Source organism: Nocardiopsis alborubida, from assembly GCF_012396365.1.
In the GTDB taxonomy this organism is placed as follows: Bacteria; Actinomycetota; Actinomycetes; order Streptosporangiales; family Streptosporangiaceae; genus Nocardiopsis; species Nocardiopsis alborubida.
On record NZ_JAAXPG010000036.1, the window covers coordinates 16,038 to 42,201 of the forward strand.

Annotated in this window: 24 protein-coding genes; 13 read left to right on the forward strand and 11 right to left on the reverse strand. The window is 73.9% G+C overall.

Translation table 11 applies throughout. From position 1 onward, the window contains the following. Positions 1-8 precede the first annotated feature (8 nt). Positions 9-1,838: a malto-oligosyltrehalose trehalohydrolase gene (gene treZ, locus HGB44_RS27495; RefSeq protein ID WP_168444175.1), complete on the forward strand. Its 1,830-nt coding sequence runs from the start codon at positions 9-11 to the stop codon at positions 1,836-1,838. Positions 1,839-1,955: 117 nt separating this feature from the next. Then, on the forward strand, positions 1,956-2,780 hold the full coding sequence (locus HGB44_RS27500) for an alpha/beta fold hydrolase (RefSeq protein ID WP_061080902.1): 825 nt from the start codon (positions 1,956-1,958) through the stop codon (positions 2,778-2,780). Between the two features lie 14 nt (positions 2,781-2,794). Here HGB44_RS27500 and HGB44_RS27505 read toward each other — a convergent pair whose 3' ends face one another. Then, positions 2,795-3,238 (reverse strand): hypothetical protein, encoded by a 444-nt coding sequence (locus HGB44_RS27505; RefSeq protein ID WP_061080901.1) that lies wholly within the window; start codon positions 3,236-3,238, stop codon positions 2,795-2,797. A 91-nt stretch (positions 3,239-3,329) separates the two neighbouring features. Then, the gene (gene erm, locus HGB44_RS27510; RefSeq protein WP_061080900.1) at positions 3,330-4,130 is read right to left on the reverse strand and encodes an ErmE/ErmH/ErmO/ErmR family 23S rRNA (adenine(2058)-N(6))-methyltransferase; all 801 of its coding nucleotides are present in this window, start codon (positions 4,128-4,130) and stop codon (positions 3,330-3,332) included. A 488-nt stretch (positions 4,131-4,618) separates the two neighbouring features. On the opposite strand from erm, the gene HGB44_RS27515 reads away from it, so the two are divergent. Continuing rightward, positions 4,619-5,317 carry a class I SAM-dependent DNA methyltransferase gene (locus HGB44_RS27515; protein WP_061080899.1) on the forward strand — a complete coding sequence of 233 codons (699 nt, stop codon included), beginning with the start codon at positions 4,619-4,621 and terminating at the stop codon, positions 5,315-5,317. Positions 5,318-5,466: 149 nt separating this feature from the next. On the opposite strand, the gene HGB44_RS27520 is transcribed toward HGB44_RS27515, so the two are convergent. Beyond that, a complete protein-coding gene (locus tag HGB44_RS27520; RefSeq protein ID WP_061080898.1) occupies positions 5,467-6,228 on the reverse strand; it encodes a phosphotransferase in 762 nt (253 codons plus the stop codon). Positions 6,229-6,272: 44 nt separating this feature from the next. Next, positions 6,273-7,691: an MFS transporter gene (locus HGB44_RS27530; protein ID WP_233458928.1), complete on the reverse strand. Its 1,419-nt coding sequence runs from the start codon at positions 7,689-7,691 to the stop codon at positions 6,273-6,275. Positions 7,692-7,776: 85 nt separating this feature from the next. On the opposite strand from HGB44_RS27530, the gene HGB44_RS27535 reads away from it, so the two are divergent. The 3 genes from HGB44_RS27535 (at position 7,777) to HGB44_RS27545 (ending at position 10,595) form a co-directional block, all read left to right on the forward strand. Beyond that, positions 7,777-8,328, forward strand: coding sequence for an ArsR/SmtB family transcription factor (locus tag HGB44_RS27535; RefSeq protein ID WP_061080891.1), 552 nt, complete (start codon positions 7,777-7,779; stop codon positions 8,326-8,328). A gap of 194 nt (positions 8,329-8,522) precedes the next feature. Then, positions 8,523-9,509 (forward strand): beta/alpha barrel domain-containing protein, encoded by a 987-nt coding sequence (locus HGB44_RS27540; protein ID WP_061080890.1) that lies wholly within the window; start codon positions 8,523-8,525, stop codon positions 9,507-9,509. A 147-nt stretch (positions 9,510-9,656) separates the two neighbouring features. Continuing rightward, complete coding sequence (locus HGB44_RS27545; RefSeq protein WP_210752249.1) at positions 9,657-10,595, forward strand: 2-hydroxyacid dehydrogenase; 939 nt, start codon at positions 9,657-9,659, stop codon at positions 10,593-10,595. Positions 10,596-10,651: 56 nt separating this feature from the next. On the opposite strand, the gene HGB44_RS27550 is transcribed toward HGB44_RS27545, so the two are convergent. The 3 genes from HGB44_RS27550 to HGB44_RS27560 form a co-directional block, all read right to left on the reverse strand. Next, positions 10,652-11,995: an MFS transporter gene (locus HGB44_RS27550; protein WP_210752250.1), complete on the reverse strand. Its 1,344-nt coding sequence runs from the start codon at positions 11,993-11,995 to the stop codon at positions 10,652-10,654. A 154-nt stretch (positions 11,996-12,149) separates the two neighbouring features. Then, positions 12,150-12,800 carry a nucleoside/nucleotide kinase family protein gene (locus HGB44_RS27555; RefSeq protein ID WP_061080888.1) on the reverse strand — a complete coding sequence of 217 codons (651 nt, stop codon included), beginning with the start codon at positions 12,798-12,800 and terminating at the stop codon, positions 12,150-12,152. Positions 12,801-12,953: 153 nt separating this feature from the next. Continuing rightward, positions 12,954-13,490, reverse strand: a complete 537-nt coding sequence (locus HGB44_RS27560; protein ID WP_061080887.1) for an NUDIX hydrolase family protein — start codon at positions 13,488-13,490, stop codon at positions 12,954-12,956. A gap of 445 nt (positions 13,491-13,935) precedes the next feature. On the opposite strand from HGB44_RS27560, the gene HGB44_RS27565 reads away from it, so the two are divergent. Then, positions 13,936-14,295, forward strand: a complete 360-nt coding sequence (locus HGB44_RS27565; RefSeq protein WP_061080886.1) for an STAS domain-containing protein — start codon at positions 13,936-13,938, stop codon at positions 14,293-14,295. Between the two features lie 68 nt (positions 14,296-14,363). Here HGB44_RS27565 and HGB44_RS27570 read toward each other — a convergent pair whose 3' ends face one another. Together HGB44_RS27570 and HGB44_RS27575 are read right to left on the reverse strand one after the other, a co-directional pair. Next, positions 14,364-16,247, reverse strand: a complete 1,884-nt coding sequence (locus tag HGB44_RS27570; RefSeq protein ID WP_061080885.1) for a PH domain-containing protein — start codon at positions 16,245-16,247, stop codon at positions 14,364-14,366. Continuing rightward, a complete protein-coding gene (locus HGB44_RS27575; RefSeq protein WP_061080884.1) occupies positions 16,244-16,741 on the reverse strand; it encodes a PH domain-containing protein in 498 nt (165 codons plus the stop codon). Before HGB44_RS27575 ends, HGB44_RS27570 begins: the two co-directional genes overlap by 4 nt. A 108-nt stretch (positions 16,742-16,849) precedes the next feature. Between HGB44_RS27575 and HGB44_RS27580 the strand changes: the two genes are divergently transcribed. Together HGB44_RS27580 and HGB44_RS27585 are read left to right on the forward strand one after the other, a co-directional pair. Then, positions 16,850-17,758, forward strand: a complete 909-nt coding sequence (locus HGB44_RS27580; RefSeq protein WP_061080883.1) for an SPFH domain-containing protein — start codon at positions 16,850-16,852, stop codon at positions 17,756-17,758. A gap of 15 nt (positions 17,759-17,773) precedes the next feature. After that, entirely contained in the window at positions 17,774-18,010 is a 237-nt protein-coding gene (locus HGB44_RS27585; protein ID WP_061080882.1) for a hypothetical protein, read from the forward strand. Positions 18,011-18,235: 225 nt separating this feature from the next. On the opposite strand, the gene HGB44_RS27590 is transcribed toward HGB44_RS27585, so the two are convergent. Continuing rightward, on the reverse strand, positions 18,236-19,903 hold the full coding sequence (locus tag HGB44_RS27590; RefSeq protein ID WP_061080881.1) for an FAD-binding dehydrogenase: 1,668 nt from the start codon (positions 19,901-19,903) through the stop codon (positions 18,236-18,238). A 226-nt stretch (positions 19,904-20,129) separates the two neighbouring features. On the opposite strand from HGB44_RS27590, the gene HGB44_RS27595 reads away from it, so the two are divergent. Beyond that, positions 20,130-20,972, forward strand: coding sequence for a hypothetical protein (locus HGB44_RS27595; RefSeq protein WP_061080880.1), 843 nt, complete (start codon positions 20,130-20,132; stop codon positions 20,970-20,972). A gap of 69 nt (positions 20,973-21,041) precedes the next feature. Here the strand turns inward: HGB44_RS27595 and HGB44_RS27600 are convergent, their stop codons facing one another. Then, positions 21,042-22,136, reverse strand: coding sequence for an alcohol dehydrogenase catalytic domain-containing protein (locus HGB44_RS27600; protein ID WP_061080879.1), 1,095 nt, complete (start codon positions 22,134-22,136; stop codon positions 21,042-21,044). 182 nt (positions 22,137-22,318) lie between these two features. Here HGB44_RS27600 and ku point away from each other — a divergent pair, with 182 nt between their 5' ends. From ku to ddaH, 3 genes are all read left to right on the forward strand, one after another. After that, entirely contained in the window at positions 22,319-23,338 is a 1,020-nt protein-coding gene (gene ku / locus HGB44_RS27605; RefSeq protein ID WP_061080878.1) for a non-homologous end joining protein Ku, read from the forward strand. A gap of 419 nt (positions 23,339-23,757) precedes the next feature. After that, positions 23,758-25,068: an extracellular catalytic domain type 1 short-chain-length polyhydroxyalkanoate depolymerase gene (locus HGB44_RS27610; protein ID WP_061080877.1), complete on the forward strand. Its 1,311-nt coding sequence runs from the start codon at positions 23,758-23,760 to the stop codon at positions 25,066-25,068. A gap of 152 nt (positions 25,069-25,220) precedes the next feature. Next, entirely contained in the window at positions 25,221-26,051 is an 831-nt protein-coding gene (ddaH, locus tag HGB44_RS27615; RefSeq protein WP_061080876.1) for a dimethylargininase, read from the forward strand. Positions 26,052-26,164 lie beyond the last annotated feature (113 nt).

Genomic DNA, 26,164 nt, shown 5'->3' on the forward strand with positions numbered 1-26,164 from the left:
CACCCTCCGTGAGCGAAGCCCAGACGACCCCGACCACGTCCGACGCCCTCGCCGCCCCCGCCGTCCCGGGGGTCGGCGCCCGCGGCGACTTCGCCGTGTGGGCGCCCCACCGCGAACGCGTCCGCCTGCGCCTGTACGGCACCGCGGAGCACGGGAGCACGGGGGAGCGCGACGTCGCCATGCGGCTCGACGACGACGGCTGGTGGCGCGTCCGGGTCGCAGACGCCGGACCCGGCACCGAGTACGCCTACCTCCTGGACGACGACCCCCAGCCCCTGCCCGACCCCCGCTCGCTCCACCAGCCCCACGGCGTCCACGGACCCAGCCGCGTCCACGACCACGCCGCCTTCGACTGGACCGACGCCGCCTGGACCGGACGCCCCCTCGCGGGCGCCGTCGTCTACGAACTCCACGTGGGCACCTTCACCCCCCAGGGCACCTTCGCCGCCGTCGCCGACCACCTCGACCACCTGGTCGGCCTCGGCGTCACCCACGTCGAACTCATGCCGGTCAACGCCTTCGACGGCACCCACGGCTGGGGCTACGACGGGGTCCTGTGGGCGGCCGTCCACGACCCCTACGGCGGTCCCGACGCCCTCAAGGCCCTCGTCGACGCCTGCCACCGCCGCGGCCTGGCCGTCCTGCTGGACGTGGTCTACAACCACCTGGGACCCTCGGGCGCCTACATGCCCCGCTTCGGCCCCTACTTCTCCGGCGAGAACGCCTGGGGCCCCTCCCTCAACCTGGACGGGCCCGACTCCGACCCGGTCCGCCGCACGGTCCTGGACAACGCCCTGGACTGGCTGCGCCACTACCACCTGGACGGACTGCGCCTGGACGCCGTGCACGCCCTGCGCGACGACCGCGCCACCCCGCTGCTGGCCGAACTCGCCGAGGAGGTCGACGCCCTCGCCGCCGCCCTGGGCCGACCGCTGTCCCTCGTCGCCGAGTCCGACCGCAACGACCCCCGCACCGTCCTGCCCCGCGAGGCGGGCGGCCTGGGCATGACGGCCCAGTGGTCCGACGACCTCCACCACGCCCTGCACGTCGCCCTCACCGGGGAGACCCACGGCTACTACGCCGACTTCGCCGACCCCGGGGCACTGCCCGCCGCGCTCACCCGCGTGTTCTGGCACGCGGGCACCCGGTCCAGCTTCCGCGGCCGCACCCACGGCGCTCCCGTGGACACCGCGCGCGTCCCCGGCAGCCGCTTCCTGGCCTACCTGAGCACGCACGACCAGATCGGCAACCGCGCGCGGGGCGACCGCATGGGCGAACACCTGTCTCCGGGCCTGCTCGCCTGCGGCGCCGCGCTCGTGCTCTGCTCCCCCTACACCCCCATGATCTTCATGGGGGAGGAGTGGGCGGCCACCACGCCCTGGCCGTTCTTCGCCTCCTTCACCGACCCCGACCTGGTCAGGGGCGTGCGTGAGGGCCGCCGCCGCGAGTTCGCCGCCCTGGGGTGGGCCGAGGAGGAGATCCCCGACCCCATGGACCCGGCCACCCGCGACGGCGCGGTCCTGGACTGGTCCCAGCCCGGACGCGAACCGCACGGGCTGGTCCTGGACACCTACCGGGCGCTCATCGCCCTGCGGCGCGTGGAACCGGAGCTGGCCGACCCGCGCCTGGACCGCTTCGCGGTCGAGGTGAGCGGGGGCGGACGCCAGCTCGTCCTGGTCCGGGGAAGCCTGCGGGTGGTGTGCAACCTGGACGCCGACGGCGCCGGGGTGGAGTTGGACGCGGCCCCGCGCGAACTCCTGCTCGCCAACGGTGAGCCCAGGACCACGGGGACCACCGTCACCGTGCCGGGGGAGTGCTTCGCCGTCCTGCGGGTGTAGCCGCCCGGGCGGGGGCGCGGTGGCGTGTTCTCGCGCGGCCCGCCCGGGAACGCCGGAACGTCACCGCGGCGCCCTACCCTCGGTACGGCCCGCGACCCCACGACGGAAAGGCCGCCCATGAGCGAGGACGCCTGGACACTCGACCAGAGCTTCGAGGCGCACAACGGAACCGTGCGCTGGGCCCGGTTCGGGGACGGGGACCCTGTCGTGCTCATGCACGGCACGCCCTTCTCCTCCCGCGTCTGGCGTCACGTCGCCCGCGCCCTGAGCGCCCGGTACACCGTCCACGTGTGGGACATGCCCGGCTACGGGGCCTCGGCCAAGCACGAGGGGCAGGACGTGTCGCTGGCCGCACAGCAGGCCGCGTTCACCGCCCTGCTCGACCACTGGGGGCTGGAGCGCCCCGCCGTGGTGGCGCACGACTTCGGCGGTGCCGTGGCCCTGCGCTCGGCCGTCCTGGACGGGGCGGCCTACGACCGCCTGGCCCTGGTCGACGCCGTCAGCGTCCGCCCCTGGGGCAGCGACTTCTTCCGCCTCGTCAACGCCAACGCCGGCGTGTTCGCCGCGCTGCCCCCGCACCTGCACGAGGCGCTGGTGCGCGCCTACGTCTCCTCCGCCGCGCACCGCGAGCTCCGGACCGCCGTCCTGGACGCGCTCGTGCGCCCCTGGCTCGGGGCGGACGGCCAGCCCGCGTTCTACCGGCAGATCGCCCAGGCCGACGAGCGCCACACCGCCGAGGTCGAGGACTCCTACGCCGACCTCGACCTGCCGGTGCTGGTGGTGTGGGGCGAGGAGGACACCTGGCTGCCCCTGGACCGCGGCCGACGGCTCGCCGCCGCGATCCCCGGGGCGCGGTTGCGCGTCCTGCCCGGGGCCGGACACCTCGCCCAGGAGGACGCACCGGCCGAGCTGACCGCCGCCCTCCTGGACTTCCTGGGCTGAGGGGACCGGGCCGGTCAGCCGACCGGCCCGGTGAACACCATCTCCTCGCCGTCGTGGCGGACGACGATCCGCAGCTCCTCGCTCCCGGGCGCGACGTCGCACTCCATCGGGAAGGCGTAGGAGCCCGCCTCGGTCTCACCGAGGGTGATCTCGCCCTCGGCGGCCGTCTCGGCTCCTCCCGCCTCGCACACGGTCTCGAACTCGCCGAAACCGAGCACCCGTCCCAGGTCCGGCACCTCCACCTCCAGGGTGAAGTCCGCCCGACCGTCTCCGGAGAAGGAGACGTCGTCCACGGTGTAGACGACGTCGGCCTCTCCGAAGAACTCGTGCTCGTAGGCGCCCACGGGGTGGGCGACGCGGTACGACTCGTCGAAGACCCGCGACGACTCCTGCGCCGCGCATCCGAGCACGGGCAGCACGAGGACGAGTGACAGGGGAAGCAGAAGAGGGGTGCGCATGCGCCCAGAATAGGGCGAAACGTACCCGTGTCGGACGCCCGTCCGCCCGACGCGGCCGGGCGTGCGCGTGGCGGTCGCGTGACGTGCGGCCTCAGCCCTCCAGCGCCCGGAAGACCTCCAGCCACTGCTTCGGATCCACGTGCCCGACGGGGGTACCCGCCGCGACCCCAGCGCGGGCCAGCGCCCGGTCCATCCGCCGGGCGGGATGGGCGCGGCGCAGCGACGCCCCCAGCGACCCGCCCGCGCCCCCGAAGCCCAGATCCACCAGGCGCCGGTAGCCGCTCATCCGCCCCGGGTCCACCAGGGGCGTTCGGCGCCTGCGCAGCACCAGGATGCCCGCATCCACCCGCGGCACCGGCCGGAACCGCCGCCGGTCGATCCGCCCGGCCAGCGACCACGACCACTCCGGCCAGGTCAGCACGGTCAACCGGCTCCACCGACCGAACCCGCCGGTGCGCTTGCGCGCGTACTCCAGCTGGGTGACGAGCGTGGCCGAGGCCAGGCCCCGCGCGCCCAGGCACCAGCGCACGATGTCCGCGGTGCGCGCGTAGGGGATGTTGCCCACCAGGTGGAACTCGCCCCGCGGCGGGCGCACCCGGGTGAAGTCGGCCCGCACCACCCGCACCCCGCTCCCGGGGTCGCGGTAGCGCGCGGAGAGCCGCTCGGCCAGGCGCGGGTCGATCTCGTAGGCCAGGACCCCGCGGGAGGCCGGGGCGAGGAAGCGGGTGAGGGCGCCCTCACCCGGTCCCACCTCCACCACCAGGTCGGCGGGGCCGACACCGGACACCGCCACCACGCGGCGGGCCGTGCCGGGGTCGGCCAGGAAGTTCTGGGAGAGGCGGCGCCGGTCGTCACCGGCACCCGTGCGGGGAGAACGTTCGGTACGTGCCACGGAAGGTCCGTTCCAGCCACCCTGCGGTGGCCGACGAGGACGGGCGGCACGGACGGGCGCGCCACGCGGCGCGCGACAGCGAAGAGGAGGTCCGGGCGGCCCGTCCGAGGGAAGAAGGGACGCGACTGTGCCTGGACCGGAGGGTCACACGGGAGAAGAGGTGTCGTCCGCGGTTGCCGCCGCGCCGTCGGCGCGCGGTCGGGGACACGCGCGCGACGCGGACGGCGGAGGCTTCCGGCGGGCCGGACGGACCCCGTGGGCGGGGTCCGCGGCGGCGGACTACCGGCCCGGGCGCGGGGACCGGGGCCGGACGACGTGGGTGTGGCAGCTCACCGGCCAGGCGTGGGCCCGGCGGGTGATCGCCTGGAAGCAGCACATGGCGACCAACCTAGGAGCCCTCCCACGGCGGCGGCAACCGGTTTTCCCGGCGGCGGGCGCGCCCGAAAAGGGTTCGCCTCCCCCAGACCGACAACACCATAATCGCCCCCATGCCCGACTTCACGGACTTCGACACCCGCCACTACCGCACCGTCGACGTGGCCACCGGCTACGACGGCTGGTCCAGCACCTACGAGGGCTCCGTCCTGGACGCCATGGACCTCGCCCTCCTGGACGGCCTCACCGTGCCCGACTGGTCGGCCGTCGCCCGCGCCGCCGACCTGGGCTGCGGCACAGGGCGCACCGGCTCGTGGCTGCGCGGCCGCGAGGTCGGGCGGGTGGACGGCGTCGACCTCAGCTCCGGCATGCTGGCGCTGGCCGAGAAACGCGGCGCCCACGACAGCCTCACCCGGGGCGACGTGCGCGACACCGGACTGCCCGGCGCAGCCTACGACCTGGTCATCGCCTCCCTGATCGACGAGCACCTGCCGGACCTGGGGCCCTTCTACGCCGAGGCCCGGCGGCTGGTCCGGCCCGGGGGGACCTGCGTACTGGTCGCCTACCACCCGCAGTTCTCGATGGTCTCGGGGATGCCGACCCACTACACCGACGCCTCCGGCGAGGACATCGCCATCGCCACCCACGTCCACCTCATCAGCGACCACGTGCGCGCCGCCTCGGCGGCCGGATGGCGGCTGGCCGAGATGTCGGAGGGCACCGTGGACGACACCTGGGTGGCGGCCAAGCCCAAGTGGGAGAGGTTCCGGGGCCACCCGATCTCAGCGGCCTTCGTGTGGACCGCCTTCTGACGCGGTGACCGGAGAGGTGCACCGGGACCTCCCCCTCCGCCGTGATCTTGTGCCTACAGCGCGCCTCGGCGCTCCAACCTCGCCACAGGTACAGGACCATCCGTGTTTGGACGCCTCCGGCCCCACCGGTGACTTCTCCGGCCGGACCGCTAGCGCAGCAGGACCTCCCGCCACATCCCGCGGTTGCGCTCGACGTACTCCGACGCCGGTCCCCAGTGGTCGGCGTGCCCCTCCGCGTGCAGGCGCGCCCACGGCTGCTCGCCTGTCCGGGCCCCCTCCGTCAGCAGGTCGTACATGCCGCGCACGCGTTGCAGGACCGCGTCGGGCAGCTCACGGCGCTGGTCCCCGTCGCACCCGTACCCGTCGGCCAGGGCGCGCAGCCGCCGCGCGTCGCGCCGGGGGTCCCCGCCCTCGTGCAGCGGCACGAACCCGTGCGCGGCGTATCCGAGGTCGCCCATGCGCGTGCCCGGTCCGGCGCCGTCCCAGTCCACGAAGGTCCAGGCGTCGCCGTCGCGCACCAGGTTCCACGGCGCCAGGTCGTTGTGGCAGACGAGCTCCTCGCGCTCGTGCGGGATGGGCACCTCCCACACCGGTTCCCCGTGGGGCCGGTACCCGGCGGTCAGGTCGTGGAGACGGCGGATCGTTCCGCCCAGTCGACGCAGATCCCCCGGCGTCATCGGCGCCATCCGGTCCGCCATCGTCCCCGGCACGTACCCGAGCACCTGGCGGCCGCGCTCGTCCCTGCCGAGCGGGGGAGGGGACGCCTCGTAGCCGCGCACGTGCAGGTATTCGAGCAGGAGCAGCACGGAGGGGGAGGAGCGCCGCCACGGTTTGCGCACGGTCCGGCCCACGCGCACCACCTGGTCGGCGACGTTGCCGCCCTCCAGCACCTCTTCTTCGGGTGGGGTCATGGTCCCCCATGCTTCACGGCGCGGCCGGGGGAGTCCACCGCTTTTCAACGGTCCCCGTCGGCCCCTCGGTCCCCGTCGGCCCCTCGGTCCCCGTCGGCCCCTCGGTCCCCGTCGGCCCCTCGGTCCCCGTCGGCCCCTCGGTCCCCGTCGGCCCCTCGGTCCCCGTCGGCCCCTCGGTCCCCGTCGGCCCCTCGGTCCTCGTCGGCCCGGTGCTCCGCGGCGGCCAGGGCGGCGTCGTCCAGCCGGGCCAGCCCGATGAGCAGACCCAGAGACAGCAGACCCATGGTCGCGAACACCCAGGTCAGGCCGAGGAACTCCGCGACGAGGCCGCCCGCCGCGGCGCCCAGCGGCATGGTGCCCCAGGCCAGCAGCCGGTAGGCGCTGTTCACCCGGCCGAGCAGGGGGTCGGGGGTGATCCGCTGGCGCAGCGACACCGTGATGACGTTCCACACCGCGATCCCCACTCCGCCCACGAAGAAGCCGGCCGCGACCAGGACGGGACCGGCGGTCACCGCGGGCAGGCCGACGAGCACGGCGAAGGTGAGCACGCTGATCCGCAACGACCAGGACCGCCCCAGCAGGGCCTCGACCCGCCCGGCGCACAGGGCGCCGACCACGCTGCCCGCCGCGACGGCGGTCATGAGCAGTCCGTAGGCGGGCTCGGACAGGCCCATGGCCGAGCCCGGGCCCACCGCGAAGAGGACGAAGACGGTGAAGGCCGCACTCGTGCCGAAGTTGCTGACGCCCACCATCGCCGCGAACGAGCGCAGGATCCGGTCGCGCCACAGGAAGCGCAGTCCCTCGGCGATGTCGGCGCGCAGGGTGGCGGGCGCGGCCCGCTCGGGCCGGAACCGGCCGCGTACCAGCAGCAGCGCGCCCACCGCGACCAGCCACAGCGCCGCCGGTGCGGTGAACGCCGCGGCCGTGCCCACCGCCACCAGAAGGCCGCCCAGGGGAGGCCCGAGGAACTGGTTCGCGGTCAGCTCGGCGGCGTGCAGCCGCCCGTTGGCCCGGGGGAGCCGGCCGCGGCCGACCACCTGGGGCAGGATCGACTGGGCCGAGGTGTCGTAGAGGGTCTCGGTGACCCCGACGCACAGCGCCACCGCGTAGAGCAGCCAGACCGACCCCAGGTCCAGGGCCAGGGACAGCGCCAGGACGCCGAGCAGCAGCGCCCGGGCGAGATTGGCGCAGAGCATCGTCCGGCGCCGGTCGAGCCGGTCGGCCAGGGCGCCCGCCGGGAGCGCGAAGAACAGCCACGGAAGGGTCAGCGCGAGGGTCACCCCGGCGATGAGGGCGGGGGAGTCGGTGAAGCGCAGCGCCACCAGCGGCAGCGCCGTCTTCAGGACGCCGTCGGCGAGGTTGGACAGGGCCGAGGAGGTCCACAGGTTCCAGAAGGCGGCCCCCAGCGGAGCGGGGCGCGGTACCGGCGGGGGAGCGGCGTGCAGGGGGGCGTCGTCCGTCATGTGATCGAGAATGGCAGATCGATTGAGAAAAGCCAATCGATTCCTCGAAGATCGACCGGGACCCGGCCGTTGTTACCCTCGGCTCATGGCAGAACCGGAACAGAGCGGGACCGCGCCCCGCCCGCGCACGCGACGACCGGCCACGGTCCAGGAGGCCAAGGCCCTGGCCCACCCGCTGCGGGTGCGCATCCTGCGGCTCTGCCTGACCAGGGAGCTCACCAACAAGGAGTTGGCCGACCGCCTGGAGGTCACCCCGGGCACGGTCCTCTACCACGTCCGCCAGCTCGTGGACGCGGGCCTGCTGCTGCCCGCGCCCGTGCGCACCGGAACCAGCGGCGCGCTGGAGAAGCCCTACCGCGCCACAGGGGAGACCTGGTGGCTGGACGGGCCCCTCCTGGACACCGACACCGGTTCCGCCGTCGCGCCGGTGGAGGCCTTCCAGCAGGAGCTGAGCGAGGCCGGACCGGAGTCGGTGCGCACCTACTCGCGCTTCGTGCTGCACCTGTCCGACGAGGAGGTGGCGGAGCTGGACCGCCGCGTCCTCGCCGTCCTGGACGAGTACGTGGCCACCGACGGCCAGCGCTCGGACCGGCCCGTCTACGCCGGGGCGTTCCTGCTGCACCGTCCCGCCGACTGAGCGGCGCGCGGGGCCGGGCCGCTCCACCCCTCGCTGTTCCTGCGGCGCGACCGGCGCAAGCGGCCGGGAGGGCCCTACCGGGCCGGAGGGGCGCGGGCCCGGGTCCGTGTCCGGCCGAGGCCGAATGTTTGATTCCTGCGGGTAACGGTCAACTTACTTAGGGTGAATGTCCGGCGCCTGTCAGGAGGCACAGCTTGCCCGCTCGACACACCGCCGCCCGACCCCGGCGACCCCGGATCCTGGACGTCACCCTGCGCGACGGCGGCTACCTCAACGACTGGCGCTTCACCGACGCCACCGTGCGCGAGCACGCCAAGGTCCTCGGCGAGGTGGGCGTGCCCTACGTGGAGGTCGGCTACATCAGCGACGACCCCGGGCGCGAACCCACGCTCCGATGCACGCCCGACCTGCTGCGCCAGGTCGGCGAGGACGCCGGACGAGCCCGTGTGGTCGCCATGCTCGGTGTGAACGGCAGGAGCCCGGACGAGGTCGCAGCCCTGCTGCGGCCCCGCGCCGAGGTCCTCGACGTGGTCCGCCTGACCTGTCCCGTGGAGAGGCTGGAGCACGTGCTCGCCGCGGCGGAGGCCGTGCGCGCCACCGGCGTCACCTGCTCGCTCAACCTCATCAGCGTCACCGCACACGAACCCGGAGAGCTGGCCGCCGCGGCCGAGCGCGTCGCCCGGGCGGGCGTCGCCGACTGGCTCTACCTGGCCGACTCGCGGGGCGCCCTTGTGCCCGAGCACGCCGCCGAGCTCTTCGCCGGGGTGCGGGCCGCCTGGCCCGGTCTGGCGGGCTTCCACGGCCACGACAACCTCGGCCACGCGGTCGCCAACTCCCGGATCGCGCTGGAGGCGGGTTTCGACCTCGTGGACGGCTCGCTCAACGGGTACGGCCTGGGCGGCGGCAACACCGACCTGGCCGAGGCCCTGGCCCTGGTCGGGGAGGTCGACCGCCCCCGGCTGGCCTCCCTGGCCGAGCGCGTGGCGGCGGAGATGCCCCCGCCGCCGCCCTTCCAGCACCTGTATCCCCTGACCGGCTGGCGCAATCTGGAGCAGGAGTGGGCCCCCGACGTCTGGGAGGCCCACGGCGAGAACGCCGGGGAGTTCCTGCGCGGCCTGGCCTGGAAGCGCTACAAGGGAGTCGAGGAGGTCCTGGGCGACGCGTCGGCTCCCCGGCCCTGAACGCCCGGTCGGCGTGCCCGCGGACCCGCCCGGCGAGGCCCGCGCCGGGCGCGCCGGAGACACCGGCCAGGCGCGGACCGCGTCGGCGGCGCCGCCCGAGCCCGTGCCGCGGCCGCGCACGAACCCCACCACCCCGGGAGGAACGGTTTGACCCAGCCCGTCCGCTGCCTCGTGCTCAACGACCGGCATCCCCTTCCCACCGACACCCTGGACCACCTGTCCGGCGCGCTGGAGGCGCACTGGGTCCAGACCGCCGACGGCGACCTGGACCCGGCCGAGGAGTTCCGGCGCCACCCGGACACCCGGGTCCTGGTCACCACCTACACGGACCTGGGCGCGGAGAACCTGCGCCTGCTGCCCGAGCTGGAACTGGTCGTGGCCACCACCACGGCCGTGGAGTACGTGGACCTGGAGCACTGCCGCGAGCGCGGCGTGGCCGTGTGCAACACCGCCGGGTACACCGGCGCCGCCGTGGCCGAGCACGCCGTCGCGCTCATGATGGCCGTGGCCAAGAGCGTCGTGCCGGTCCACGCGCGCGTCCGCTCGGGCGACCTGCTGTGCGCGGGGGAGCAGGCCATGGAACTCTCGGGCGGGACCGCGGGGATCGTCGGCATGGGCGGCATCGGCGCGGGGGTGGCGCGCATGGTGCGCGGCCTGGGCATGGAGGTCGTCCACACCAACCGCAGCCCGCGCCGGGTCGAGGGCTCCGTCCAGGTGGAGCTGCACGAGCTCCTGTCGGCGTCCGACGCGGTCTTCCTCACCCTGCCGCTCGACACCGCGACACACGGCCTGCTGGGCGCGGCGGAACTCGCCCTGATGAAGCCCTCGGCGGTCCTGGTGAGCATCTCACCCAACGAGGTCGTCGACTCGGGGGCGCTGACGGAGGCGCTGCGCGCGGGTCGCCCGCGCGGCGCGGGGCTGGACCTGGTCGGCGAGCGCAACCCCTACCCGCCGCTGGACAACCTGGTGCTCAGCTCCCGCTTCGCCGCCAACACCCGCGAGTGCCAGGAGCGGCGCCGGCAGGTGTGGGCGGGCACGGTGACGGCCTTCGTCGAGGGCCGCGGGCTGCCGCACCGGATCGTGTGAGGAGGGGCGGGCCGGGCGGCCTGCGCTCGCCCGGTCCGCCCCCGACGGACCTGGTCCTACCGGCCGGTCACCCGCACCGGGGTCTCGTCCAGGGAGTCGTCGCGCGTCTCACGGCTGATCAGCAGCGCCACCAGGGTGATCGCGCCGACCAGGACCAGGTAGCCGCCGACCCAGTTCAGTCCCAGGGTGCCCGCCAGCCAGGTCGCGATGTAGGGGGCGAACGAGGCGCCCAGCAGACCCGCGAGGTTGTAGGCCACCGAGGCGCCGGTGTAGCGCACCTTGGTCGGGAACAGCTCCGGCAGCACGGCGGCCATCGGGCCGAAGGTCAGGCCCATCAGGCTCAGCCCCACGATGAGGAAGGCCAGCACGCCGACCGTGCCGCCGCCGCCCATCAGCGGGCCCATGGCGAAGCCGAAGACGATGATCGCGACGGTGACCCAGACCAGGACCGGCTTGCGGCCGAACCGGTCGGCGAGCAGGCCCGCGACGGGGGTGAACACCCCGAAGAACACCACGCCCACCATCAAGAACACCAGGAACTGCGACCGGTCGTAGCCCAGGCCCGCCACCGGGTCGGTGCCAAAGCCGAGCGAGAACACGGTCATCAGGTAGAACAGCACGTAGGTGGCGAGCATGATCAGCGTGCCCAGCACCACGGCGGGCCAGTTGGTGCGGAACACCTCCACCATCGGCGCCTTGACCCGCTCGCCCGAGGCGACGATCTTGGCGAAGGCCGGGGTCTCGTGCAGGGTCAGGCGGACCCACAGGCCGATCACGATCAGCAGGGTCGAGAGCAGGAACGGCACGCGCCAGCCCCAGGCCAGGAAGGTCGCGTCGCTCATGAACTGGCTCAGGATCAGGAACACGCCGTTGGCGAGGAAGAACCCGATCGGCGCGCCCAGCTGCGGGAACGAGCCGTAGAAGCCGCGCCTTCCGGGAGGGGCGTTCTCGGTGGCCAGCAGGGCCGCCCCGCCCCACTCCCCGCCCAGGCCCAGGCCCTGGCCGAAGCGGCACACCGCCAGCAGCAGCGGGGCCAGGACGCCCACCTGCGCGTAGGTGGGCAGCAGGCCGATGCCGACGGTGGCGATGCCCATGGTCAGCAGCGAGGCCACCAGGGTGGCCTTGCGCCCGATGCGGTCGCCGAAGTGGCCGAACACCCAGGAGCCGATGGGGCGGGCCACGAAGGCGATGGCGAAGGTGGCCAGCGACTGGAGCCGCGCCGCCAGCATGTCGCCCTCGGGGAAGAACAGCGCGGGGAAGACCAGGACCGCGGCCGTCGCGTAGATGTAGAAGTCGTAGAACTCGATGGACGTCCCCACGAGGCTGGCCGTGAGGACCCTCCTCTTGGGATTGGTCGGTGGTTCGGCCTCTTCTGGTGCGCGTGGGGCGACGTCCGTCATGGGACTTCTTTCCAGGTCAGTGGGTGCGGATGGCTGGATGCTAACTCCGCTCGCCACTGTATGAAACATTTGTCTCACTATGTGGACGTATGTTCCCTCTGTGTCCGTCTGGGGTTTTCTGTGGGGCCGGATCTCACAGCGCCCGGGACGGACCTCAGTCCTCGGCCAGGGGCCCGGGGCGCACCACCCGCGTGCAGTTGTCCCGGAAGCGTTTGACCAGTTCCCCGTTGGGGCGGTCGCTGCGCTCCACCCACTCCCGTGCGGCCTCCTCGGTCGCCCCGCCCGCGACCTGGCGCCGGTGCAGCCTGCGCTCGCGCAGGTCGTCGTCGGCCTCCACGTACCACAGCTGCGCGAACAGCCCGCGCAGCCCGGCCCAGGGCTCCTCGTCACCCGCCAGGTAGTTGCCCTCGGTCACCACCAGCCGGGTGTGCGGCTCGACCACGTGCCGCGCGGCGACGGGCTCGTGCAGCACGCGGTCGTAGTCGGGCACGTAGACGGGGTGGTCGGTCTCGGCGAGCAGGCGGCGCACCAGGGCCGCGTACCCGTGCGCGTCGAAGGTGTCCGGCGCGCCCTTGCGGTCGCGCCGCCCCAGCCGGTCGAGCTGGGCGTTGGACAGGTGGAAGCCGTCCATGGGCAGGTACCCGGCCGTGCCCGGGCCCAGCACGCCGTTGACCCCGGCCACCAGGTGGCGGGCGAGCGTGGACTTCCCGGCGGCGGGTGCGCCGACCAGGCCGAGCACGGAACGGCGGGACCCGTCGGTGGCGGAGGCCAGGGCGAGGGCGTCTGCGACGAGCGGTTCGGACATGGGACGAGCCTACGCACCCCGGGGCGCGCAGGTTCCTACGGGTTCTGACCCGCGGTGGTCTCGTACTTGTAGCCGGTGCCGGCGTTCGACCCCCGCTACGAGTACAAGAACACGGCGGATGGGGCGGACCGGTGAACCCCTCCGGTCACCGCGTCAGGGGACGTGGCCCACGTGGGCCAGCGCCTGGCGCACCAGCACGTCCTGGCCGCCCGTCATCTCCTCGCGCAGGTGCGCGCCGGCGGCCTCCTCCGGGGTGAACCACACCAGGTCCAGGGCGTCCTGGCGGGGCTGGCAGTCGCCCGAGACCGGGACGATGTAGGCCATCGCCACCGCGTGCTGGCGGGTGTCGTGGAACGGGGTGGTCCCCGGTGTGGGGAAGTACTCGGCCACGGTGAACGGCTGCGGCGAGACGGGGACGCGCGGCAGTGCCACCGGGCCCAGGTCCTTCTCCAGGTGGCGCAGGAGGGCGTCGCGGATCCGCTCGTGGTAGAGCACGCGGCCCGAGACCACCGAGCGGTGGAAGCTGCCGTCGGGTGTGGCCCGCATGAGCAGGCCGACATGGGTCACCTGGCCCACCTCGTCCACCCGTACGGGGACCGCCTGGACGTAGAGGACGGGCATGCGGCCGCGGATGTTCTCCAGCTCCTCGGGGGAGAACCAGCCGGGCTGGGTGTCGGCGGTTTCGGTCATCGGGTGCGCGGCGGAGCGTTCCGGCCGTCGGCCGGGGCCCGCCGCTCCCTCCCTTCTCGTGGGCTGTCCCTGGGGTCGGCCCCGGGCCCGGCCCGTGGGCGCGGGCACGCGGGGATGCCGCCTGTACCGCTTCTACCGCACTCGGGCGCTGAAGGCCACGCGCGGGGGCGTGCCCGGAGTGTCCGAGAGGAGAAGTGAGGGGACGAACCCGCGGCTGCGCGCAGTGCGTCCCGTCGCCCGCCGGACGGGGTGACACGGGACTGTCCCTACAGTCACATCGGCGAGATTTCGCGGGTTTTTCTCACGGAAAGCCCCCCACGGCCTCTCTGGAGAGGTTACGATCTCGTACGCGGTTGCGTAGTGGAAAGGTTACGTCCGGTGAGAGGTGGCCCGAGTGGCGAGGAATGCCCGGTTCTCTGCCCAGGAGCGTTTCCCCTGTACGGGTGTGACGGTGGTGCCCGTCCACGGCGAGGTTGACCTCGCCACCGCCGACCGCATGCGCGATCGGCTGCTCCAGGCCGCGCACGCCTCGCGGTGCGACTGCCTGGTGGTGGACATGTCCGGGCTCGACTTCTTCGACGCGAGCGGCGTCAGCGCACTCGTGGCGGTCTACAAGAGCCTCACCCGCGAGGGGCGGCACGTGGTCCTGGCCGAGCCCGCGCCCATCGCCGCGCGCGTGCTGGAGGCGCTGGGCATGGGGCGTGTGTTCGAGATCTACCCCCTCCTGGAGATGGCGCTCACGCACACCAGCGGCCTGCGGGTCGACGGCGACCCGATCCGCAACACGGTGCCCGAACTCCCGTGACCGGGTCCCGGTTCCCGCCCCGCGCGGGGGAGGCGAACCGGGACCGCGGCTCGTGGACCCGCCCGGGATCAGGGGAGGGGCGGCCCGCCGTCGGCGCCCCGGCCGCCGTCGTCCCCCTGCCCGCCGTACACCAGGAAGGGCGCCAGCAGCTCGGGGACGGCCTCGTCCGCCCAGGCCAGGCCCTGGCCCAGCCCCACGTCACTGGCCGCGTACATCCCCTGGCCCGCCGCCGTCGTGGCGGCCACGTCGGCCAGGCCCAGCCTGCGCTGGAACGGCGAGCGGTTGATCCGCCAGCCGATCACCGCCGACCGCTCCAGGGTCACCGTGTCGCGCACCGCCATCCCCTTGCGCACCACCAGGTAGCGCGGGTGCAGCCCGTGGCCCAGGCCCCGGTAGGAGCCCACCGCGTACCAGAACGCCGCCGCCGCGATCGCCGCCGCCAGCACCGCCCACGCCCAGCTCGGCGTGACCTCCACCGTGCTCGTGGCCAGCGGCACGAGGATGATCTCCCGCTCCACCTCGTGCACCACGTCCCACCAGGCCTCGGCGATCAGCGTGTGCAGCCAGGCCAGCGCCCCGGAGAGCACCACACCCAGCACGGTGACCACCGCGGCCCGTGTGAAGCGGCGGCGCAGCGCGCTCCGGGGGTGCACGGCCAGAGCGACGTCCAGGGGCGAGTCCGGCGTGCGCATCAGGTCGGCGGCCAGCCTGCGGGCCCGCTCCCGGGGCATGGGCGGGGACAGGCGGCTCTTGGCGCTGGTCTTCTGGTCGTCCGCCGCGGCCAGTCCGGTGGCCACCGCGCGCACGTCCGCCCCGCCCGACAGCCGCAGCACGTACGGCTCGTGCAGCGTGACCCCGTTGAGGCGGCGCCCCTCCACCGACAGCGACACGCTCGTCAGCAGGCCCCGGCGCAGCCGCACGGTTCCGTCGGCCTCGCGGGTGAGGCGGTAGTTCCACCAGGTCTCCACGGCCACGGCGGTCAGGACCACCACACCGGACACCAGCAGTCCCAGCAGTGTCAGGGGCACCACGATCAGGATCTGCCCCATCACGAACGAGGACATCTCCTCCACGCTGGGCAGGTTGGCCTGCTCGGAGACCCAGTCCCACCCCACACCGCCGGTCTGGGCGTTCAGGCCCAGCAGACCGGCGATGGCGCCCAGTCCCACGCCCAGGGTGGCGGTGGTCGCGGGGGCGTAGGCGAACCAGCGGCGGTCGAGGCGGGCCAGTTCGGTCTCGCCGTCCTCGCCCGCGCCGTCCTCGGCGGCCTCGCCGGTGCCGGTCACGGCGCCCGCGGCGGGCGCTCCCCGGCGCAGCAGGTCGCGGCGCAGCCACTCGCCCTGCTGTGCGGTGACGTAGAGCAGCTGGAGCTGGTCGGCCCCGGCGCCGACCTTCTCACCGGTGCCGACCGTGACCGAGCACAGCCCGAAGACCCGCACGTAGATCGGCGCCGCCACGTCGACGCTGCGCACGCGCTCGCGCGGGATGGACCGGTAGGACTTGGCGATGATGCCCGAACGCATCTCCATGCGCTCGCCGGTGACCCGGTAGCGGGTCGCGCGCAGGCGCAGCAGGTCGAGGTAGGTCATGAGCGCGATGAACGCCAGTGCGGCGGGGACCGGCAGCAGGGCCCACAGGGGCTGCCCGGCCACCACGAGCACGACGGTGCCCACGATCGCGCTCGGCACGAGGAACAGCCCGACGACGACGGTGCTCGCCCACACGCTGAGCGGGTGCAGCCGTTGCCAGTCGGTGGCGGGGGAGGGCTCCCCCGCCGGGACGGTCCCGCCGGCGGGGGCGGTGGACGCGGTCTCCCCGAAGGGAGCGGGTTCCCCGGCGGGGGCCGCGAAGGGCTCCTCGGCGGGAGTCGTCCGGGGTTCGGCGCCGGCCGGGTCGCTCTGTCCGGGCGCCGCGGGGAACCCCTCGGGCCCGGGTCGGTGTCCGTCGCTCATGTCGCGTCTCCCGGGGTCGCCTGGGTGGTGTCGGTGAGCTGGTCGGCCACCCGGGTGGCCAGCTCGTGGTCCAGTCCGGCGATCTCGATCGGACCCGCGGCCGACGCGGTGGTCACGGTGACGCTGGAGAGCCCGAACACCCGCTGGAGGGGACCGCGAGCGGTGTCCACGGTCTGGATGCGCGACATCGGGGCCACACGCCACTCCTGCCAGAGCCAGCCGCTGGAGGTGTAGACGGCCGTGTCGGTGACCTCCCAGCGGTGGACGCGGTAGCGCCACCGCGGCATGACCACGGTGATCAGCAGCCCGATCCCGCCGATCACGGCTGCGGCGGCCAGGAACCAGGCGCGCGGCGGCTCCCAGATGATCGCGGGCACCACGGGGATGACGGTGAGGACGACCGTCACGGTCAGGGACCGGGTCGTCCACCACCGGACGGCGCGCGCGTCCACGCGGTGGCGGGGCGGGCGCAGGCGGGGGGTGTCGGCGCTCATCGCGTCCACGCCTCCTTCGGTTCGGGGCCCTCGCGGGCCGGGTTTCTTTTAAAAGTGATATCACAATGCTATGCTCGCGTCATCACCCAGAACAGAACGGAACCTCAGATGACCGCTCCCGGCCAGGCCCCCACCCCGGCGCCCCAGTACAGAGAACACCCCGCCGCCAGCGTCAACGGCATGGCGATGGCGGTGGTCAGCGTCCTGCTCTTCCTCGTTGGCGTCGCGGTCGCCCTCTCGCCCATCGCCGGACTGCCCGTGCCCCTGGTGGCCGTCGGCGTGGTCCTCGCCGTGGTCGGCTTCCTGCTCTTCATCGGAATGGAGATGGTCGCGCCCAACGAGGCCAAGGTCGTCCAGCTCTTCGGCCGCTACGTCGGCAGCATCCGCACCGACGGCCTGCGCTGGGTCAACCCCTTCACCGTCCGCAAGGGCGTCTCCACCCGCATCCGCAACCACGAGACCTCCGTGATGAAGGTCAACGACGCCTCCGGCAGCCCCATCGAGATCGCCGCCGTCATCGTCTGGCAGGTGGAGGACACCGCCCGTGCCTCCTTCGAGGTGGACGACTTCGTCGAGTTCGTCTCCATCCAGACCGAGGCCGCCGTGCGCCACATCGCGGGCAACTACCCCTACGACTCCTACGACACCGACACCAGCCGCTCCCTGCGCGGCAGCGCCGACCTCATCACCGAGGAGCTGTCCAGAGAGGTCGGCGAGCGGGTCGAGGCGGCGGGCGTGCGGATCGTGGAGTCGCGCTTCACCCACCTGGCCTACGCCTCCGAGGTGGCCCAGGCCATGCTCCAGCGCCAGCAGGCCAGCGCGCTGATCGCCGCCCGCCAGGAGATCGTCGAGGGTGCCGTGGGCATGGTCGACCGCGCGCTGGCCCGACTGTCCGAGGAGGGCGTGGTGGAACTGGACGAGGAGCGCAAGGCGGCCATGGTCAGCAACCTGCTCGTGGTGCTGTGCTCCGACCGCCCCGCCAGCCCCGTCGTCAACGCCGGAACCCTGTACCAGTGACCGCGTGAGGTGGCAGTGCCCGAGCGCAAGAAGGTGCTGCTGCGGCTAGACCCGGCCGTCCACGACGCGCTCGCGCGGTGGGCCGGGCAGGAGCTGCGCAGCACCAACGCCCAGATCGAGTTCCTGCTGCGCCGCGCGCTGGACGACGCGGGGCGGATGCCCAAGGAGGCGGGGGCCATCCCCCGCCGCGGACGACCGCGCAGACCCGAACCGGAGCGGCAGGGGTCGGAGGACGACGCTCCGGGGGAGTGACGGGGCCGCCACGCGCAGGCCCCGAGGGCCACGGATCCGGGCGCCCTGGGGGGCGTCCGGATCCGGCGTACGCGTGGCACCCGGTGCGCTGGTCCCCGGAGGCGTTTCGTCCGGGCCGCCGCGACGCACGGGTCCCGGGCGGAGGAGGCGGCCCGGTGCGCCGGTCCCCGCCCGGGAGGAGCCCGCGTCAGCCCAGCGCGGCCGCGTCAGCCCAGCGCGGCCGCGTCAGCCCAGCGCGGCCGCGGCGGCCCTCCCGGCCGTGCGGCCCGAGAACAGGCAGCCGCCCAGGAAGGTGCCCTCCAGCGCCCGGTAGCCGTGCACCCCGCCGCCGCCGAACCCGGCGACCTCGCCCGCGGCGTACACCCCCGGCAGCGGCGTGCCGTCCGCGCGCAGCACCCGGGCGTCCAGGTCGGTGTGCAGGCCGCCCAGGGACTTGCGGGTCAGGACGTGCAGGCGCACCGCGATCAGCGGACCCGCCTTGGGGTCCAGGATCTGGTGCGGGGACGCCACCCGGGCCAGGCGGTCGCCCCGGTAGTTGCGCGCCCCGTGGATCGCCGTCACCTGGAGGTCCTTGGTGAAGGTGTTGACCATCTCCCGGTCGCGGGCCACCACCTCGCGGGTGACGGTGTCGGCGTCGAGCACGTCGTCGCCCGCGATCGCCCTCATCTTGCGGATCAGCTCGGGCAGCCGGTCGGCCACGGCGAAGTCCGCGCCGTTGCGCTTGAAGGCCTCCACCGGACCCGGCGCGCCCGGCAGCACCCGCTTGAGGACGAGCCCGAGGTCCTTCCCGGTCAGGTCGGGGTTCTGCTCCGACCCCGACAGGGCGAACTCCTTCTCGATGATCCTCTGCGAGAGCACGAACCACGTGTACTCGTGGCCGCTGCGCATGATGTGCTCCAGGGTTCCCAGGGTGTCGAACCCCGGGAAGTAGGGCGCGGGCAGCCGCCTGCCGGTCGCGTCCAACCACAGCGAGGAGGGCCCCGGCAGGATGCGGATGCCGTGCCGGGACCAGACGGGGTCCCAGTTCTGGATGCCCTCGGTGTAGTGCCACATGCGGTCGGGGTTGACGACCCGCCCGCCCGCCTCCTCGGTGATGGCCAGCATGCGCCCGTCCACGTGCTCGGGCACGCCCGAGAGCATGTGCCTCGGCGGGGTGCCCAGGCGCTCGGGCCAGTTGCGGCGCACCAGGTCGTGGTTGGCTCCGATCCCGCCGGAGGTGACGATCACCGCCTGGGCGGAGAGCTCGAAGTCGCCGACCGCCTCGCGGCCGCTGGCCTCGCCCCGCCTGACGTCGCTGGGGGCCAGGACCGCGCCGCGCACGCCGGTGACCGTCCCGCCCGTGACCACCAGCTCGTCCACCCGGTGGCGGAAGCGCAGCGAGACCAGGCCGCGCTCGGCCGCCTCGCGCACCCGCCGCTCGAAGGGCGCGACCACGCCCGGCCCCGTGCCCCAGGTGATGTGGAACCGGGGCACGGAGTTGCCGTGGCCGTCGGCCAGGTAGCCGCCGCGCTCGGCCCAGCCCACGAGGGGGAAGAACCGTATCCCCTGCTGGTGGAGCCAGGATCGCTTCTCCCCGGCGGCGAAGTCCACGTAGGCCTCGGCCCACCGGCGGGGCCAGGCGTCCTCGGGGCGGTCGAACCCGGCGGTGCCCGTCCAGTCCTGCATGGCCAGCTCCGCGGAGTCCCTCACACCCATGCGCCGCTGCTCGGGGGAGTCCACGAGGAACAGCCCGCCGAAGGACCAGAACGCCTGCCCGCCCAGGGACTGCTCGGGCTCCTGGTCCAGCAGGACCACGCGTCTGCCCGCGTCGGCCAGTTCGGCCGCCGCGGTCAGGCCCGCCAGTCCGGCGCCGACGACGATGACGTCGGCGCGGTCGTCTCCGCTAACACCCATGCTGTTCCCCTCAGGTCGGCCGTGCCCGGGGCACGGCGTGCGCGATGGTGACGACTGTGCCGCTGCCGGGGCGATGCGGCAAGGGCGACGTGTGTCGTGCGCCACAGGATTTGTCAGAAGGTGACAAGCCCTCCCGGATCGGCCACAATCGTGCGGCCCGCGCCCGCCGGATCCCCTCCGGTCCCGTTCGCGCTGGTCACACCGTGTTCAAGACAGAGGACTCCGCGTGTACTTCCATCCCCCCACCCTCGACCCCGGCTGGCTCGCCACCCTCACCGGGCTCGCGACCCTGCTCTTCCTCCTCGCCCAACCCCTGCTCCTGTGGCCCCTGATCCGCCGCCTGGGAGAACCCGCCGCACCCGGCCGCCCCTCGCCCCTGACGCGCCTCCAGCGCGCCACGGTGTGGGTGTCCATGGCCGAGGTCCTCCTGGCCGTGGCGTTCGTCGGCTCCGCTCGGGTCGTCACCCCGGCCGACATCGGACTCGTCCCGCCCCGGCTGCACGGCTACGACCCCGGGGCGCCCCCGGTCCTGGCGGACGACCTCGTCGCCTGGGCCGGGACGGCCGCGGTCCTGCTGTGGACCGCGCTGTTCATGGCGGCCCTGGTGGTGCAGAGGCACCGCGACGGCGTCCGCGGGCAGGCCCCTCCCGGGCAGCGGGTCCACCTGCCCGACCTCACCGACGCCGAGTGGCGCTGGATGCCCTGGTCCTTCGCCCTGGGCGGCCTGGCCACCACGGTCGTGCTCTTCGTGGTCGTCTACCCCCTGGTGACGGTGTTCGTCGGCCCCCTGGCGGCGGTCGCCGCCGTCGCGCTGCTGCTGGGAGGGCAGCAGTGGGGGAACGGGTACCAGCAGACGCTGGTCCTGACCGTGTACGGGGCGCTGATGGCGCTGTGCCACGCCTTCCTGTCCGCCGGATCCCTGTTCGTGCCCGTGGTCTTCTGGTGCGCCCTCGCCTACGCCTACGGCCGCTCGCTGCGCCAGCAGCGCCTCCAGCTCTTCCAGGCGGCGCCCATGGAGGTCACCATGCTCGACGCCGACGGCAACCCCGTCCGGCGGCCCGGGCGCTGACCGGGACGGGCCGCGCGCCCCGGGCTCCGGCGGTACCGCGTCGCGCGTCGCCGCCGGAGCCCGCCGCGTTCAGGCGCCGAAGCGCACCAGCGACCGGCCGCCCCGGCCCTGGGCCATGCGCTCGAAGGCCTCGGGCACGCCCTCGAGCGGGATCTCGTCGGTGACCATCGCCGCCAGCTTCAGCTCCCCCGAGCGCACCCGATCGGCGATGAGCGGGATGTCGCGCGCAGGGTCGCTGGAGCCGTACACGCACCCGCGCAGTGTGCGCGCCTGGTGGAACAGCTCCAAAGCGTTGAAGGACACCTCGTCGTCCAGCCTGCCCACGCCCACCACCGTGACCGTGCCGCCGCGCCGGGACACGTCCCAGGCCGAGCGCACCACCTTCGCCGACCCCACCACCTCGAAGGCGTGGTCGGCGCCGCGCCCGCCCGTCAGCGCGCGCACGGCCCTGACCAGCGTTTCGTCGGCGAGCAGGAACTCGGTGGCGCCCAGTGAGCGGGCCAGTTCCTCCTTGGCGGGGGAGACGTCCACGGCGACCACCGGGTCGGCCCCGGCCAGGCGCGCGGCCTGGAGCAGCGACAGGCCCACCCCGCCCAGGCCCAGCACCACGGCGGACTGGCCCTCGCGCACGCCCGCGGAGTTGTTGACCGCGCCCCAGCCGGTGAGCACCGCGCAGCCCAGCACGGCGGCCACCGCCGGGTCGATCCCGTCGGGCAGCGGTACGACGGCGGAGGCGGGCACCACGGTGGCCTCGGCGAACGCGCCGCAGCCCAGGCCGGGGTAGACGGGAGTGCCGTCGGCGAGCTCGGCGTAGGGCCGCGCGGTGCGGTCCAGCGCGTGCTCGCACAGGTGGGGCTCGCCCTGGCGGCAGAACCAGCACTCCCGGCAGGAGGGGGCCCAGTTCAGGATCACCTGCTGGCCGGGCAGCACCTCGGTGACGCCCTCGCCGACGGCGTCGACGGTACCGGCGCCCTCGTGGCCCAGCACGGCGGGCCACTTCTGCGCCAGGGTGCCGTTGGACAGGGACAGGTCGGAGTGGCACACCCCGGCCGCGGCCAGGCGTATCCGCACCTGGCCGGGACCGGGGTCGGGCAGGACCAGGTCGCGTATCTGGGGAGGGGCGCCGCGTTCGGAGAAGACGGCGGCCCTGACGGTCGTACTCATGGGAGGAGCTCCAATCACGGACTGCCGCGACAGTAGCAATACCGACCGGTCGGTCAAGAGTCGGGGGCGTGCGGGCCCGTGCTCTCACGGATGGTCCCGGTCCTTCCCGCCTTGGGGGTCCTTTGCCGTTCTCGACCGACATTTTGCCTGGTAACGGTAATGATGGGGGCAGAGGAGGGGTCATGGTCAATCCGGTCTGGGTGGGAACCCTCATGTTCGGCAGGGTGCCCGTCGGCGTGCGCCTCTACAGCGCGCGCGAGCGCAGGGGGCCCGTGCTGCACCAGTTCGAGCGGGGCACGGCCGACCGCATCCGCTACGTCCGCGTCAACGAGCGCACCGGTGAGGAGGTCGCCGGCGAGGACGTCGTGCGCGGGGCCCGCACGGGGGTCGAGGACGAGTACGTGGTCCTGGAACCGGAGGAGCTGGAGGAGATCCTCCCGCACGGCTCGCGCACCATGGAGCTGACCGGCTTCCTGTCCCGGGGCGCCGTCGACGCGCTGTGGTACGCCGCCACCTACTACGTCGCCCCCAGGTCCGCGGCCGACGCCAGGGCCTACCAGCTGCTGTACACGGCCCTGGAGCAGACCCGCCGCACGGGCGTGGCCACCATCGTCCTGCGCGACCGCGAGTACCCCGTCCTGATCGAGCCGAACCGGGGCGTGCTGTCGGCCTCCACCCTGTGGTGGCCCGACGAGGTCCGCGAACCCGACGACGTGATGCCGCCCGTGGCCCACGCCGCGCTGGCCAAGAACGAGCTCGAACTGGCCCGGGAGCTGGTCAGGTCCCTGTCGATCGAGTGGGACCCCGAGGACTACGCCGACAGCTACGGCCAGCGACTGACCGAGCTGGTGCGCGCCAAGGCCGGGGGCAGGACGTTCACCCACCGGCCCGAGCAGGCCGCACCCCCCGAGGACGCGGACGGGCTCGGGGAGGCCCTGCGCCAGAGCCTGCCGGCCCAGCGCACCCAGGGCACGCGGTCACGCGGCCCGCGCGCGTCCACCGGGGCGGAGGGAACCGGGGCGCGCGAACCCCGGGGAGCCGGAGCGCGCGGTGCCCGGGTCGAGCGGAGGGGCGAGGGCCGTGCCACCAAGCGGGAACTGCTCCAGCGGGCCTCGGAGCTGGACGTGCCGGGCCGGTCGAAGATGAACCGGGACCAGCTGGAGGAGGCCGTGGGGCTGAGCGGTTCCGACGCCCGCCGCTGAGGGCCGCGCCGCCGCCCGGGCCCGGCGCCTCCGGCGTGATCTCGTACCTGTGGCGAGGTTCGAGCGCCGACATCGGCTATGAGTACAAGATCATCGCAGGTCAGGTCCCTCATGCCGCACCAGTGACGTCTCCGGCCGCTCCGTCGTCAGGGGGTCTGCCGGGGTTGACGGATGCCCACGGCGGCCGGACAGTGTTGGGAGCGCTCCCAGTGCAGGCGGCGACCCCGCCCGAGCGCTCCGCGAGCCCGCCGTCGGCCGAACCCGTCGGTCGGGCGACCGCCCACCGCCGACCGGGCCGCCACCGCGACCGGAACGTCGCACGCGGAGCCGCGCCCGCCGGGAGCGGCCCCACGAGGCGGTCGGCGTGCACGCGGGCACCGCAGTGACCCCCACCCCCCGACGTCGGGAAGGCCCCGCACGTGACCCACACCCGCCCGAACCCCGTCAGCAGGACGGTCGGCGCGCTCGTCGCCGTCGTCCTGCCCATGCTGGCCGCACTCCTGTTCACCGCGCCCCCGGCCTCGGCCGCCACCCTGACCGAGGTGGACGACTTCGGCCCCAACCCCAGCGGTCTGCGCATGTACCTGTACGTGCCGGACAGCGTCACCGACGACCCCCCGGTCCTGGTCGCCCAGCACTGGTGCACCGGAACCGGACCCGTCTTCCACGCCAACACCGAGTTCGCCTCGCTGGCCGACCGGTACGGCTTCATCGTCATCTATCCCTCCGTCACGCGCAGCAGCCAGTGCTTCGACGTGTCCTCGCCCGAGGCGCTGACCCGGGGCGGCGGCAGCGACCCGGTCGGCATCCGCTCGATGGTCGCCCACGTCGTCGACGCCCACGACGCCGACACCGAGCGCGTGTTCGTCACCGGCGTCTCCTCCGGAGCCATGATGACCAACGTCATGCTGGCCAACTACCCGGACGTGTTCGCCGCGGGAGCGGCCTTCAGCGGCGTGCCCTTCGGCTGCTTCGCCACCACCGACGGCTCCGGCTGGAACAACGCCTGCTCCAGCGGCACGATCGACCGCACCCCGCAGGAGTGGGGCGACCTGGTCCGCGACTCCTACCCCGGCTACACCGGACCGCGGCCCCGTATGCAGCTGTGGCACGGGACCGAGGACACCACCCTGCACTACGCCAACCTCGGCGAGGAGATCGAGCAGTGGACCGACGTCCACGGCCTCGGCCAGACCCCGGACGCAACCGACCAGCCCCAGCCCGGCTGGACCCGCACCCGCTACGGCGCCACCGGGGGCCGGGCCCCGGTGGAGGCCGTCAGCATGCAGGGCGTCGGCCACAACCTCATGGCCAACGGTATGGCGGCCCACGCCATCACCTTCTTCGGTCTCGACCAGGACGCCGGCCCCGGTCCCGATCCGGACCCCGAGCCCGAGCCCGAGCCCGGTGACGGGGACTGCACCGTCGCGGCCACCGCCAACGCCTGGAACACCGGCCTGACCAACTCCCTGACCATCACCAACACCGGCACCGCGTCCGTCGACGGCTGGTCCCTGGGCTTCACCCTGCCCGCGGGCCAGACCATCACCTCGGGCTGGAACGCCGCCTACAGTCCGCGACAGGGCGCGGTCACCGCCACCAACGCCCCCTACAACGCGGTCATCGCCCCCGGCGCCAGCGTGAGCATCGGCTACCAGGCCACGCACACCGGCGACTCCGGCCAGCCGACCGGCTTCGCCCTCAACGGCGCGGCCTGCTCCCCGGCCTGACCCGGCGCGGCGCGGCCCTCCCGGAAAGGGCCGCGCCGCGTTGCACTCGCGCCGAAGAGGGGTATGTCCCCTTCGTCCGTGCGGACCGCGGTGCCGTGAACCCACGCGCCACCGGGGCCGCCCAGTGTCCCGCGCGGTGTACGGGAGGTCCCATGGTTCGACCGGTCGGTCCGGCAGCGGTTCCGCGGCACTACCTCATGTGCCGCCCCACCTACTTCGCGGTCGAGTACGCGATCAACCCCTGGATGGACCCGGCGGCGGGCGTCGACCGCGCACGCGCCATCCGTCAGTGGGAGGGGCTGCGCGACCTCTACCTCTCCCTGGGGCACCGCGTCAGCGAGATAGCCCCCGTCGACGGCCTGCCCGACATGGTCTTCGCCGCCAACGGGGCCCTGGTCGTGGACGGCAGGGTCTACGGGGCGCGCTTCGCCAGCGCCGAGCGAACCCCCGAGGGGCCGGCCTACCTCGACTGGTTCCGCCAGGCGGGCTACACCGAGACCCGCGAGCCCAAGCACGTCAACGAGGGCGAGGGCGACTTCCTCACCCTGGACGAGGTGGTCCTGGCCGCCACGGGGTTCCGGACCGAGGCCGCCGCGCACCAGGAGGCCGAGCGCTTCCTGGGCCGCCCGGTCGTCACCCTCCAGCTGACCGACCCGCGCTTCTACCACCTGGACACCGCGCTGTTCACCCTCTCCGGGGACCAGATCGCCTACTACCCCGGGGCCTTCTCCGCCGGAAGCCGGCGCGTGCTGCGCTCGCTCTTCCCCGACGCGCTCCTGGCCACCGAGGAGGACGCCGCCGTACTCGGACTCAACGCCGTGTGCGACGGCCGCAACGTCGTCATCGCCGCCGAGGCCACCGCCCTGGCCGACCGCCTGCGAGCCCTGGGCTACGTCGTCCACCCCGTGGAGCTGGACGAACTGCGCCGGGCCGGGGGCGGCGCCAAGTGCTGCACCCTGGTGTTGCGCGACGCCGCCTACTGAGGGCGGACCGGGCCTGGGGCGGAGCTGGCCCGAAGCGCGCGGACCCGCCGCCGCACGCCCCGACGCGGAGCCGGACCGGTGTGGGAAATACCACCGGGGGAGGGCCCCGGCGG

Excerpts from the sequence above, each read along its gene's own strand:
- HGB44_RS27500 (WP_061080902.1), top strand. The coding sequence starts at position 1,956 with ATGAGCGAGGACGCCTGGACACTCGACCAGAGCTTCGAGGCGCACAAC.
- HGB44_RS27505 (WP_061080901.1), bottom strand. The coding sequence starts at position 3,238 with ATGCGCACCCCTCTTCTGCTTCCCCTGTCACTCGTCCTCGTGCTGCCC.
- HGB44_RS27515 (WP_061080899.1), top strand. The coding sequence starts at position 4,619 with ATGCCCGACTTCACGGACTTCGACACCCGCCACTACCGCACCGTCGAC.
- HGB44_RS27520 (WP_061080898.1), bottom strand. The coding sequence starts at position 6,228 with ATGACCCCACCCGAAGAAGAGGTGCTGGAGGGCGGCAACGTCGCCGAC.
- HGB44_RS27530 (WP_233458928.1), bottom strand. The coding sequence starts at position 7,691 with ATGACGGACGACGCCCCCCTGCACGCCGCTCCCCCGCCGGTACCGCGC.
- HGB44_RS27535 (WP_061080891.1), top strand. The coding sequence starts at position 7,777 with ATGGCAGAACCGGAACAGAGCGGGACCGCGCCCCGCCCGCGCACGCGA.
- HGB44_RS27550 (WP_210752250.1), bottom strand. The coding sequence starts at position 11,995 with ATGACGGACGTCGCCCCACGCGCACCAGAAGAGGCCGAACCACCGACC.
- HGB44_RS27555 (WP_061080888.1), bottom strand. The coding sequence starts at position 12,800 with ATGTCCGAACCGCTCGTCGCAGACGCCCTCGCCCTGGCCTCCGCCACC.
- HGB44_RS27560 (WP_061080887.1), bottom strand. The coding sequence starts at position 13,490 with ATGACCGAAACCGCCGACACCCAGCCCGGCTGGTTCTCCCCCGAGGAG.
- HGB44_RS27570 (WP_061080885.1), bottom strand. The coding sequence starts at position 16,247 with ATGAGCGACGGACACCGACCCGGGCCCGAGGGGTTCCCCGCGGCGCCC.
- HGB44_RS27575 (WP_061080884.1), bottom strand. The coding sequence starts at position 16,741 with ATGAGCGCCGACACCCCCCGCCTGCGCCCGCCCCGCCACCGCGTGGAC.
- HGB44_RS27580 (WP_061080883.1), top strand. The coding sequence starts at position 16,850 with ATGACCGCTCCCGGCCAGGCCCCCACCCCGGCGCCCCAGTACAGAGAA.
- HGB44_RS27590 (WP_061080881.1), bottom strand. The coding sequence starts at position 19,903 with ATGGGTGTTAGCGGAGACGACCGCGCCGACGTCATCGTCGTCGGCGCC.
- HGB44_RS27600 (WP_061080879.1), bottom strand. The coding sequence starts at position 22,136 with ATGAGTACGACCGTCAGGGCCGCCGTCTTCTCCGAACGCGGCGCCCCT.
- ku (WP_061080878.1), top strand. The coding sequence starts at position 22,319 with ATGGTCAATCCGGTCTGGGTGGGAACCCTCATGTTCGGCAGGGTGCCC.
- ddaH (WP_061080876.1), top strand. The coding sequence starts at position 25,221 with ATGGTTCGACCGGTCGGTCCGGCAGCGGTTCCGCGGCACTACCTCATG.